The organism is Candidatus Thiothrix putei (genome assembly GCA_029972225.1).
GTDB classification, from domain to species: Bacteria; Pseudomonadota; Gammaproteobacteria; order Thiotrichales; family Thiotrichaceae; genus Thiothrix; species Thiothrix putei.
Genome location: CP124756.1, coordinates 3,965,451 through 3,977,367, shown reverse-complemented (window position 1 = coordinate 3,977,367; position 11,917 = coordinate 3,965,451). Strand labels below are relative to the sequence as shown.

General features: G+C 53.9%; 11 protein-coding genes and 2 pseudogenes. 11 read left to right on the top strand and 2 right to left on the bottom strand.

What is annotated here, in order from left to right:
• The first annotated feature begins 12 nt into the window (after positions 1-12).
• Positions 13-954, top strand: coding sequence for an ISAzo13 family transposase (locus QJT81_20420; protein WGZ94122.1), 942 nt, complete (start codon positions 13-15; stop codon positions 952-954).
• A 182-nt stretch (positions 955-1,136) separates the two neighbouring features.
• Here the strand turns inward: QJT81_20420 and QJT81_20415 are convergent.
• A pseudogene (locus QJT81_20415) lies at positions 1,137-2,152 on the bottom strand (RtcB family protein).
• Positions 2,153-2,430: 278 nt separating this feature from the next.
• On the opposite strand from QJT81_20415, the gene QJT81_20410 reads away from it, so the two are divergent.
• The 10 genes and pseudogenes from QJT81_20410 to QJT81_20365 all read left to right on the top strand — a co-directional run bounded on the left by QJT81_20410 (position 2,431) and on the right by QJT81_20365 (position 8,983).
• Positions 2,431-3,177: an ATP-binding protein gene (locus tag QJT81_20410; protein ID WGZ94121.1), complete on the top strand. Its 747-nt coding sequence runs from the start codon at positions 2,431-2,433 to the stop codon at positions 3,175-3,177.
• Between the two features lie 29 nt (positions 3,178-3,206).
• Positions 3,207-4,255: pseudogene (locus QJT81_20405) on the top strand (IS630 family transposase).
• A gap of 52 nt (positions 4,256-4,307) precedes the next feature.
• On the top strand, positions 4,308-4,736 hold the full coding sequence (locus QJT81_20400) for a DUF4143 domain-containing protein (GenBank protein ID WGZ96519.1): 429 nt from the start codon (positions 4,308-4,310) through the stop codon (positions 4,734-4,736).
• A 192-nt stretch (positions 4,737-4,928) separates the two neighbouring features.
• Entirely contained in the window at positions 4,929-5,138 is a 210-nt protein-coding gene (locus QJT81_20395) for a hypothetical protein (GenBank protein ID WGZ94120.1), read from the top strand.
• A complete protein-coding gene (locus QJT81_20390) occupies positions 5,080-5,997 on the top strand; it encodes a transposase (GenBank protein WGZ94119.1) in 918 nt (305 codons plus the stop codon). The genes QJT81_20395 and QJT81_20390 overlap by 59 nt, the downstream gene beginning before the upstream one ends.
• 354 nt (positions 5,998-6,351) lie before the next feature.
• Positions 6,352-6,696: an FMN-binding protein gene (locus QJT81_20385; GenBank protein WGZ94118.1), complete on the top strand. Its 345-nt coding sequence runs from the start codon at positions 6,352-6,354 to the stop codon at positions 6,694-6,696.
• The gene (locus QJT81_20380) at positions 6,693-7,337 is read left to right on the top strand and encodes an electron transport complex subunit E (GenBank protein WGZ94117.1); all 645 of its coding nucleotides are present in this window, start codon (positions 6,693-6,695) and stop codon (positions 7,335-7,337) included. The genes QJT81_20385 and QJT81_20380 overlap by 4 nt, the downstream gene beginning before the upstream one ends.
• The gene (locus QJT81_20375) at positions 7,330-7,917 is read left to right on the top strand and encodes an RnfABCDGE type electron transport complex subunit A (protein WGZ94116.1); all 588 of its coding nucleotides are present in this window, start codon (positions 7,330-7,332) and stop codon (positions 7,915-7,917) included. Before QJT81_20380 ends, QJT81_20375 begins: the two co-directional genes overlap by 8 nt.
• Positions 7,914-8,114 carry a chemotaxis protein gene (locus QJT81_20370; protein WGZ94115.1) on the top strand — a complete coding sequence of 67 codons (201 nt, stop codon included), beginning with the start codon at positions 7,914-7,916 and terminating at the stop codon, positions 8,112-8,114. Before QJT81_20375 ends, QJT81_20370 begins: the two co-directional genes overlap by 4 nt.
• Before the next feature lie 14 nt (positions 8,115-8,128).
• Positions 8,129-8,983 (top strand): oxidoreductase, encoded by an 855-nt coding sequence (locus QJT81_20365; GenBank protein ID WGZ94114.1) that lies wholly within the window; start codon positions 8,129-8,131, stop codon positions 8,981-8,983.
• Here QJT81_20365 and QJT81_20360 read toward each other — a convergent pair.
• Positions 8,980-11,775 carry a TIR domain-containing protein gene (locus QJT81_20360; GenBank protein ID WGZ94113.1) on the bottom strand — a complete coding sequence of 932 codons (2,796 nt, stop codon included), beginning with the start codon at positions 11,773-11,775 and terminating at the stop codon, positions 8,980-8,982. The two genes, QJT81_20365 and QJT81_20360, sit on opposite strands and share 4 nt — an antisense overlap.
• Positions 11,776-11,917 lie beyond the last annotated feature (142 nt).

Genomic DNA, 11,917 nt, shown 5'->3' with positions numbered 1-11,917 from the left:
ACGCACCTGCAATTGGATGAGCATTTTCGCCAAGTTTTAAAGGATCATACGGCAGGCGACCCCATGCGGGAGGCGGTGAAATGGACGAACCTGTCACGTCGGCAGATTGCCCGGCGGATGCAGGCATTGGGGACATCGGCTGGGAAAAACGTGGTGTCGCGCCTATTACGGGAGCACGGCTACCGCCGCCGCAAGCCCCAGAAGAAACGCACCATGGGGCAACACGCTGACCGTAATGCCCAGTTTGAAAAGATTGCCCAACTCAAACAAACCTACCTGCAAGCAGGCAAACCCGTGATCAGCATTGACACCAAAAAGAAGGAACTGCTGGGCAACTTTTACCGTGAAGGGGTAACGGATGCCGTCGAACCCACGGAGGTCAATGACCATGACTTCCCCAGCTATGGCAATGGTCAGGTGATCCCCCACGGCATCTACGACCTTGCCCGCAACGAAGCGGCACTGCACCTGAACACCAGCCACGACACCACCGAGTTTGCCTGCGAAAGCCTTGGCTTATGGTGGCGTGAGCAAGGGAAACCCAACTACCCCGAAGCTGACGAGCTGTTGGTCTTATGTGACGGTGGTGGCAGCAACAGTTCCTCTGCGTACCTGTTCAAGCAAGACTTGCAGGCATTGGCGGACAGCCTGAACCTGACAATACGCATCGCCCACTACCCGCCCTATTGCTCCAAATACAACCCGATTGAACACCGACTGTTCCCCCATGTGACCCGTGCCTGCCGGGGTGTGCCGTTGGAAACGGTCGAAACCGCCAAACACTACATGGCAAAAACGGAAACCACCACTGGCTTGAAGGTCGCTGTCCGCATCATCAGTAAAGTTTTTGAAACCGGGCGCAAGTATACCCAAGCGTTTAAGGATAACATGACCATCCAGTTCGATGATTTCCTGCCAAAATGGAACTACACCGCTACCCCTCAGTCCCCCTGATTTCGGGAAGTTATTTCGGGACAGTTCCTTAGACGCCGTAAAGGGAACCTCCTCAATTAGCGTATTAGTTCTGACCCAGCAGTCTATTGCGCTGCAATCCTCGCTAGCCCATTGTGGGTCTCTAGCTGACAATATTTCAATTTTAATCATGTGGATGCCTCATTTTTCTTTGTCATCATTGGTTACCCCTTCACACACACCACCTGCTTCAGAGTATGCAGCACTTCCACCAAATCACTCTGCGCCGCCATCACCTTATCAATCGGCTTGTAAGCCGACGGCGTTTCATCAATCACCGCCTCATCCACGCGGCATTCCACCCCCGCGACGGCACGTTTATGCTCCTCCAGCGACACGCGGCGTTTGGCTTCAGTTCGCGACATCACGCGCCCCGCGCCGTGGCTGCAACTGCAAAAACTTTCGGCATTACCCAACCCGCGCACGATGAAGGATTTCGCCCCCATGCTGCCCGGAATAATCCCAAGCTGACCTTTTTGCGCACTCACCGCGCCTTTGCGCGTCACCCACACGTCCTTGCCGTAATGGTGTTCGCGGCTGATGTAGTTGTGGTGGCAATTCACCGCCTCCACGTCCGCCGTGAACGGGATCGGCAACACCTCGCGGATCGCCTGCAAAGTACGCGCCATCATCACCTCGCGGTTGGCTTGCGCAAAATCCTGCGCCCAGGCCACCGCCTCCACGTAGTCGCGGAAATGCGGGCTACTTTCAGGAACGGGTGCTTCTCGCACAAACGCTGGAAACCCGCACTCAACGCCAGCCATTTTTCCAGCACATCGTCTGGCGGATCACCCCAGCCACCGGTATCGCGCTGACCACGGGTAAGGCTGCGCCCGTGCGGCACACGACGTTCAATCTGGCTACGCATCGCCTCCAAGGAATCGGGCAAGTCGGCTGCGGTCAAGGTGGTTTTCGCCGCCATCATCCCGCAACCCAAATCCACGCCCACCGCCGCCGGAATAATCGCCTCCACGGTCGGAATCACGCTGCCAATGGTTGCACCTTTCCCCAGATGCACATCCGGCATCGCCGCCACCCATTGGTGAATAAACGGCATCTGCGCAATGTTCAGCAATTGCTTTTTGGAGTTGTCGTCAAAGGGAACGCCTTTTGTCCACGCCTTAACGGGCGCGTGACCAGCTTCGTGGAGGACTTCGTAGGGAGTGGTGGTAGTGCTCATGGTGTTTTCCTTGCTTGTCGTTGCTTACGCTGCAAGTATTGCAAGGGGTATGCCAGCCACAAATAAAGCAAATTAACCTTTTGAAAAATATATGATAAAACTCAAAATTCATTTTTGCCACGCCAGTTACAAGCCAAATTTACTATCTAAAAAGATAAATAGCCTATCTTTTTATTTATTCCTGCACAAACAGCCAATAAATACCAACACGACAGGCTGGCTTAACCACAGGCAATGTGAAAAAATGAAGTCCTACTTCCGATTTTACAGGGGTTGCCATGATTGCACGCCACATGCTGCCAACGTTGCTGGCACGTTCTTCCCAATGGCCAGTCGTGACCGTCACAGGGCCACGCCAGTCAGGAAAAACCACCTTGTGCCGGGAAGCCTTCCCCGACAAGCCTTACGCCAATTTGGAACGCCCGGATACCCGCGATTTTGCCCGCACCGACCCGCGTGGCTTTTTGGGGCAATTTACCGACGGGGCGGTGATTGATGAAATCCAGCGAGTCCCGGAGTTATTGTCGTGGATTCAAGTGGCAGTGGATGAAAAAAATACGCAGGGGCAATTTATCCTCACGGGCAGCCATCAGTTTGAACTCAGTCGCCACATTTCGCAGTCGCTGGCGGGGCGGACTGCCCTGCTGAAATTGCTGCCCTTGTCGATGGCTGAATTGCTGCCAGTCTTGGCAAGCCCGTCGATTGACAGCTTTTTGTATCAGGGCGGCTATCCACGCATTCATGCCCAGCAACTCGACCCGGCGGTAGCCTTGGGGGATTACTTCGAGACTTATGTGCAGCGCGATTTGCGCGAGTTGGTGCAATTGCGCAACCTGCACCTGTTTGAAAAGTTTGTGCGGCTGGTGGCTGGGCGGGTCGGGCAACTGGTAAACCTGCAAAGTCTGGGGGCGGATGTGGGGGTATCCGCACACACGGTACAGGAATGGCTGACCCTCTTGGAAGCCTCCTATACCAGTCCGTGCCATAAAATAGTTTTTTTTGATCAAGGAAATATGGTTAGATGACTGGTAACAAAAGCAGCCATGAGTAATGTATGACATTAAAAATCACTTTCACTGAGGATGAGATAGCGGAGCTGTTCTACTGGAAGGAGCGCCATCCTCATCCCAGAGTCCGTAAGAAAATGTCCGTGCTGTACCTGAAATCCCAACAGTTGACGCATAAGGAAATCAAACGATTGGAAAGGATTACAGAAGCCACGCTGCTTGCCTACCTAAACGCCTACCTACAACCTAACGGTTTAGAAGCTCTTAAAGAAATACGATTCAATAAACCACAGAGTGATTTGATGGCATATAAAGACAAGATTGAAGCCTATTTTCGTGAATATCCCCCCGCAACCAGCAAGGCGGCAGCCGCTAAGATTGAGGAGCTGACAGGCATCAAACGCAGTGAGGACAGGGTACGTGTCTTTATGAAGAAAATAGGGATGGACATCCATAAAGTGGGGATGATACCCGCCAAAGCTGATGTGGAAGCACAAGAAAAGTTCCTGGAAAATGAACTAAAACCGCGCATTCAGGAGGCTAAGGAGGGCAAACGCGCCCTTTTTTTGTCGATGCCGCCCACTTCGTGTTAGCACCGTTTCTGGGGTTTTTGTGGTCATTTTCCCGCGTATTCATCAAAGCCCCCTGTGGTCGACAACGCTACAACGTATTGGGCGCACTCAATGCGATAACGCTACAACTCATCACGATCACTAACGACTCCTATATCAACGCTAACAGCGTGTGTGAATTATTGGAAAAAATTGCAGCGTTAGCACTCAAAATACCGATCACTTTGGTCTTGGATAATGCCAAGTATCAACGCTGTGAAGCCGTGTTTGCCTGTGCGAAAAGGCTCAATATTGAACTATTATTTTTACCGACCTATTCACCCAACCTCAATCTGATTGAACGGTTGTGGAAGTTCGTCAAGAAAAAATGCTTGTACTCGAAATACTATGATAAGTTTCCCGCTTTCAAGGAGGCCATCACCAACTGTCTCGACAAGCTGGATACCGATCACAAGAAAGAACTGACCCAGTTGATGACAACAAATTTTCAAACCTTTAAAAATGTTCAGGTCTTGACGCTGTAAGGTATACATCGTCTTCCGCCTGCCGCCATGGTTTGCCAATATCGGCAAGCGTCTGACCAAAACGCCCAAATTGTATTTTTACGATGTCGGGCTGGCGGCATGGCTGATGGGCATTACCCAGCCGTCTTACCTGCCGACACACCCGTTGCGCGGCAACCTGTTTGAAAATTTGGTGATTTTGGAAGTGCTGAAAACCCTGCACAATGTCGGCACCAAACCCCACCTGCATTTTTACCGTGATGTCAGGGGCAACGAAGCTGACCTGCTGCTGGAAAGCGGCGACAAGCTACACTTGCTGGAAATCAAGGCGGCGCAAACGGTTGCCAGCGATGCCATGCAACCTGCCATGCGGGTACAAGCAGCCTTGGGGGAGCGGGTAGCAGGCATGACGCTGGTGTATGGCGGGCTGGAAGCACAGCGGCGCAGCGCGTTTGAGGTATTGCCGTATACGCAGGTGCAGGGGAAGGTTCTGGCTATCTAAAAAGACCTCAACAGTCATAAGTTCTCCCCATTCCCCCAAGCAGCACGAAATCCCTTAGAGTAGGCGTTACCAGCGACCTATTATCCAAGGGACATCATGCTACTCAACAGTCATAAGTTCTCCCCATTCCCCCAAGCAGCACGAAATCCCTTAGAGTAGGCGTTACCAGCGACCTATTATCCAAGGGACATCATGCTAGTTGATTTGTACCAGAGCCTTCACCACTTTAAAAGTGAATTTTCGCGCCAGCGAGCATGGCTATTGTTTTGCGCCATCATCCTGAGCTTTTTAGCGGCGACCGAGATGAGCGGGGTCACGTCGATGTGCCGTTACTGGCTATCGGATGAACGGGGCTACCATCGGTTGCTCCATTTTTTTTCGTGCCGGGTCTTACCATCCTGAGCGGTTACGGGCGAGCTGGCAGCGGTGGGTGTTGTCCCAGGTGGCGGGGCGTTTGGTGGTGCTGGGCGACCATACCCATGTCGTCAAGGATGGTGGGCGGATGCCGGGTGTGGTGTCGTTGCGAGAAACCTCGGAAACCCAAAGCAAACCGGACTACTTCCGGGGGCAGTGTTGGGGCGCTGTGGGTTTGTTGGTGGGGAGCCTGTCCGCTTGTTTCTGCCTGCCGCTGAGTTTGCAGATCCATCAGGGCTTCCGGCATTTGGGGGAAGAGGATGCTAACGACCCGACACTCAAACTGGGGACACGGGTGGTGCAGATGGCGTTGTCGTTTGCGCAGGTGAATGACCGCCCGGTGTGGCTGGTGCTGGATGCGTTCTTTGCCACGGCTTCGGTGTTCCGGCTGGCACGCTCGGTTTGGTCGGTGGCGTTACAACAACCACTGGTGCAGGTCATCACCCGCGCTAAAAAGAACTATGTGGCCTACTTCCCTGCGCCACCCAAACCGCCGGGAAGGCGTGGGCGGCAACGCCAGTACGGGATGAAGCTGGTGTTGTGGGAAGCCTTTGACCATGCTGATTTTTTCCGTGAAGTGACCCTGTGCATTTCGTGTCCCCAGTTTGAGTGTCGGGTCGTTAGCATCCTCTTCCCCCAAATGCCGAAACCCCTGATGGATTTGCAAACTCAGCGGCAGGCAGAAACAGGCGGACAGGCTCCCCACCAACAACCCCACGGCTCCCCAACACTGCCCCCGGAAATAGTCCGGTTTGCTTTGGGTTTCCGAGGTTTCCCGCAAGGAAACGACCCCCGGCATCCGCCCACCATCCTTAACCACATGGGTATGGTCGCCCAGCACCACTAAACGCCCCGCCACCTCAACCAGCGGTGCATGGGACAACACCCACCGCTGCCAGCTCGCCCGTAACCGCTCAGGATGGTAAGACCCGGCACGAAAAAAATGGAGCAACCGATGGTAGCCCCGTTCATCCGATAACCAGTAACGGCACATCGACGTGACCCCGCTCATCTCGGTCGCCGCTAAAAAGCTCAGGATGATGGCGCAAAACAATAGCCATGCTCGCTGGCGCGAAAATTCACTTTTAAAGTGGTGAAGGCTCTGGTATAGATCAACTAGCATGATGTCCCTTGGATAATAGGTCGCTGGTAACGCCTACTCTAAGGGATTTCGTGCTGCTTGGGGGAATGGGGAGAACTTATGACTGTTGAGTACGCTTATAACCCGCAATGCGAGTGCATTACCGGCATCAAGGTCATCAAGCAAACCGAAACGCCGGGGCTGGGTGACAAGGTGATTACTGACAAACACTTCGTTGCCAATTTCGACAAGCTGGAAGCCAAGGTGAATGCGGCGGGCGATGCGCTGGCAAACGCGATTGTCGCGGTCAAGCACGGCGCGAAACAGAATCCGTGGGAAATCGACGCGATTAGTGGCGCGACCATTTCCTCCAAGGCGATTGCCAAGGGTTTGAATAACAGTGCGCAAGACGTGCTGCCCAAGGTCGTACCGCTATTGCCGCAAATCGAAGGAGCGCAACCATGAGCCTGATCAAACAGGATGACCGGATTACGGTCGATACTTTCCTCGAAGGCATTTGGCGCGAAAACCCGGTGTTCGTGATGATGCTGGGAATGTGTCCGGTGCTGGCTGTCACCAACTCGGCGATCAATGCGCTGGCAATGGGCTTGGCAACCGCGTTCGTGCTGGTGGCATCGAGTTTGCTGGTGTCGTTGTTCCGCAACCTGATTCCGTCGGAAGTGCGCATTGCCACTTACATTGTGATCATTTCCACCTTCGTGACCATCGTGGATTACACCATGCAGGCATTGAGTCAGGAGGTTTACAACGCGCTGGGGGCGTTCATCCAGTTGATTGTGGTGAACTGCATTATTCTGGGGCGGGCGGAAGCCTGTGCGTCACGCAACAAACCGCTGAAGTCGATGGTGAACGCGGCGGGCATGGGGTTGGGTTTCACGCTGGCTTTGCTGTGCTTGGGCGTAGTGCGCGAAATCCTGGGCAGTGGTTCGCTGTTCGGTTTGCCGCTGTTTAGTGAACAGTTCCAGCCGTGGGTGGTGATGGTATTGCCACCGGGCGGCTTTTTGGTGCTGGGCGGCTGGTTGCTGTTCTTTGAATGGCTGAAAACACGCAAACAATCTTTGGCGGAGGGTGTCACGCATGGGTAGTACCGACAGCATTACCTTTATCTTTTTCAACGCTTTTTTGGCGAATAACTTTGTGCTGGCGATGTTTTTAGGGCTTTGCCCGTTTCTGGGTGTGTCCGGCAAGCTGAATACGGCAGTGCCGATGGGTCTGGCAACCTCGTTCGTGATGCTGGTGAGTTCGGTGTGTGCGTATTTCCTCAATGAATTGCTGGTGGCGTTCAATATCGAATATTTGCGCCTGATCAGCTACATCGTGGTGATTGCGTCCGCCGTGCAATTGGTGGAAATGACCTTGAAAAAACTCAGCCCAGCACTGTTCCGGTCGCTGGGGATTTATTTGCCGCTGATTACCACCAACTGCGCGATTCTGGGGCTGGCGTTGTTCCAGACATTCAAGGAATACAACTTCATGCAGTCGCTGGCGTATGCGCTGGGCGCGGGCGCGGGGTTCATTCTGGCCTTGCTGCTGATGGCGGGGCTGCGTGAGCGGCTGGATTTGGCGAAGTTGCCGAGCGTGACCCAAGGGGCGGCATTGAGCCTGATTCTGGGCGGCTTGTTGTCGCTGGCGTTTATGGGATTTGCAGGACTGGGAGCGGAATGATGCGGGATTATCTGATTGCAATGCTGGTGATTCCGGTGTTGTTCGGCGCGTGGATTGTGGTGCAACGCATCGTGAAGGAATTTGCCTTGCGCCACCCGGAATTTGGCCCGCCACGCGAAGAAGGCGGCGGCTGCGGGTCGTCGTGCGGGTGCAGTGGCAAGAAGGCGTGCAAGAACCGCGACAAACACGAACATTGAAGAGAGAGGATTTTATGACTGATACCAACGAACAGACTTACAGCAATACCTGCGACGCGATCGTTCGCTCCAGCAAGCGCATTACCGATACCAAAACGGATGAGGTGCGTGAGATGGTGTTGACCATCCATGACCCGGCGTTCAGGGCGATGCCGGGGCAGAATATCGGCGTGCTGGTGGAAGGCAAGCATCCGTTTGGCAACCGCTTCCATCATCGCTATTACAGCGTGTTAGCGGCACAGCCGCATGGCGAAGGCTCGGACATCGAGATTCTGGTGCGGCGTTGTTCCTATATCGACGAGGTGTCGGGTGAAGAATACCCCGGCATTGCTTCGCACTACCTGTGTGATGCTGCACCGGGCAAGCAGATTACCCTGACAGGGCCTTACAAGGCAGCGTTCAAAGTGCCAGCGGATAACACCAGCAACTTGTTGATGATTGGGACAGGGACTGGGATTGCGCCTTTCCGTACTTTGATCAAGTCAGTATACGCGCAGGAACAGGGCTGGCGTGGGCAAGTGCGCTTGTTCTATGGCGCGAAAAGTGGGCTGGATGCGTTGTACATGAACGACCAGAACAACGACATTACCAACTATTACGATCAGGCAACCTTTGAGGCGTATCAGGCGATTGACCCGCAGGCGTGGCGCGATGCGTCCGGCAATCTGGGCAAGAGTCTGGCGGAAAACGGCGCGAAAACCTGGGTGCTGATGCAGATGCCGAACACTTACGTTTACCTTGCCGGGTTGAAGAAACAGGTGGCGGTGCTGGATAAGGTGATGGGCGAACTGGCGGGTTCGGCGGCGAACTGGCAGGCGTTGAAGAACCGGCTGGTGGCGGATGGGCGTTGGGCGGAGTTGGTGTATTAAGCGAGGGCGGCTTGTAGCTCCAGCAGTTCTTGGTCGCGGCGGTGGTAGCCGGTTGCCGCGATCAAACGTTCGGCTTCCGTGATGTGGTATTGAAGAGGGCGTATGCAATACGCCCCTACGTCTGCCGTTCCCTGTAGGGGCGTATTGCATACGCCCTCTTTCTCTTCCGCCACCAACAACCGCGCCATCTCCAAATGATAATCCGTCAAATGCAGCCGCATCCCGCTGCCGTCGGCGATGTCGAACACTTCCTGCAAGTCCTGCCGGGCGCGGGCGAAGTCGCGGGTGTGGCGGTGCAGCGCAGCGCGGGCGAGCAAACCACGAGGTAAATGTAAGTGACTTCCGGTTAAACGAAGCCCACTCACTGCTTTATTTAAGTATATTAATCCTTGGAAAAATTCATTTTTATTAACATAAACACACCCAATTGCCAAGTGATGATGAGCTACTCCTAATAGCCATTCTCTATTTTCAACCATTTCCAAAGTGGCTAGCATTTTGTCTAATAGACTTGAAGAATCTGAGCAATCAATAACCAAACTAACGTAAAAGTAACCAAATACTGAATTTAAGCAAATCTCTTCCGGGTGAACCTCCTGATTAAGTTTTTCCGCTTTCTCAAATAATTCAAGAGCCTTTGCGAAATTACCTGCTTGATGTAAAATATAAGCAAGCTCAACTAACGCAGTCGTTTGTTTATTCTTTGATTTTGCCCTCACTGAACAAACAACCCCCTTCCTAGCCTCTTCTATTGACACCTCGATTAAGCCCATAGATAGTTGCAAACCACTTAAATTTGTAAATGCCTCAGATGCTTCGAGCCAACGCTTTTCCTTGTAAAAGGCGTGTGCACTTTTTTGTTGAGGCACTATTGCTTCTTTTAGTCGCCCTATCGCTGTTAAATTAAAAGCAGAGAAGTGCAAAATAGGTGCGTACCAAAAACTACTTAATGGAACTTTAAGATCATGCCAAGTTTGTTTGAAAAAATTAGCGAGTACAGCTAAATCATCACTAAATGCCCACAACTTTCTATAAAGGTAAATACGCCTCTCACGTTGAATACGAGGCCAATAAATCTCATCCAATACATGTTCGTGCAACCCCGCCGCACACCCATGCGCCACCGCACTAAACAACGGCTGCATTTCTTCCAGCGTATCGGGTAACTCCTTCTCCGGCAGGGCTTTGTAGTAGCCGTACAGCCGTTCATGCGCCTGCTGCCACGCTTGCGGCTGCTGGGTTTGCAGTTGCCCGCCGAAGTATTCGCGGATCAGCGGGTGGCAGTCGAGGTCGCCACCGTCGTCATGCTGCGACAACAGGTGGTGTTCTTCGCGCAAACTGGCGATGGCTTCCAACCATTCGTCTTCATCAATGCCTGCGGTCAGGTGCGGAATTTGCGCATCCCACAGCATGTGCAGCACCTCTTGCCCGATGGGGTGGTCGAACAGCCCCAACAAGTGCAGCAATGCCAGTTCCGGCTCGCCCGCCAACCATTCCGCGTAAGCCTGCATCACCTTGAAGGCGTGGCGGCTGTCGCGGTTGCCCGTGGGTTTGACCAATGCCTTGAGCGTGTCGCGCTTGCGTACATCGCCCTGATGCCGCAGCCGCAACACATTCCCCAGCAAACGCAACGCCAGCGCATGACCGCCGTATTCGCGCACCGCCTTGCCCAGTTCCGCCACGCTGCCCTTTACCCCCAGCGATTGCAGCAACTGGATGCCATCCGCCGCTGTCAGGTTTTGCAAATCGTGGCGGATGACGGTGGGCGGATCCCGGTCACTGAGCTCATGCAGCGCAATCCGCGTGGTGATAATGCACAAGCCGCACGGATGGCGGGCAAGCTGGCGCAGCAACTGGCGGATGGCTTTGTCCTTGAGTTCGCCGCGCATTGCCGCACCACCGTGTTGCAGCGGCTCCAGACCGTCCAATACCAGCACGTAGCGTTTGCCGTGCAGCAACTCTGCAAGGTGATCGCCCTTGTCCTCCTCCGACGCAAACCGTTCGCGGGTCGAACCCAGCTTGGCAAACGCATGGCTGAAAAACGGCGTGGCGGAAGTCTGCTTGTCCTCAGATGACCCTTGCGAATAGAACGACCATGCAATCAGCACCGGAATGTCGGCGGTGTGGTCGAGCCAGTAGCGCAGCAATTTGGTTTTGCCTGTGCCGCCGGGGGCGATGAATTGGACGATGCGGGTGGTGGTGTTTGCCCATGCGTTGGTGAGGAGTTGCAGTTCGGCGGTGCGTCCGAAGAAACCGCCTTTGACGGTGGGGAGGCGGTCGGAGTGGATGGAGGTTGGCGCATATCCATTCGCCGCTGGCATGGAACGGATTTCTCCCAACGGCGGCGCAATGTATTCAGCCTGCCCCGTCAGCACACGGTACAACTTGTCGTAATCACTGGGCAGGCAATACGTCGAATAAGGTTTCAGTGTTAGCGGTACATGCTCCAGACTGCCATGCGTCGGAATTAGCGGGATGAACTTGGTGTTGCGGTAATAGTGGTCGTAAAGCGTTTGCGAGATGACCACGCCTTCAAACGTCACGCCACGTCCACCCTCCGTTTCCTGCTTGCGATAGCGCCGCAGATAGGTTTCGGTGCAAACCAGCAGCACAAAATCAGCCGCTTCGATCTGGTTTTCCATCCAGCATTGCCAGCCTTCGGGTGGAAAACCGTTCACATACAGGTCAATCAGACAATCCAGCCCTTCCTTACGCAAACGGTCGGATATGCCGCGCACAAACTCGTGGTGCTCGTCCGAATCGTGGCTGTAACTGATGAAAACCCTGGTCATGTGAGCAAGCCCTGTTCACTTTACAATGGGCTTGATAATACCGTTTATCGGCGATTTTGTCCGGCTAATCGAAGAAAATCCCCTCTGTCTCCCCTTTCACTCCGAACTTCCCCCCATCCCCAACCCCTTCCCCCGCAAGGGG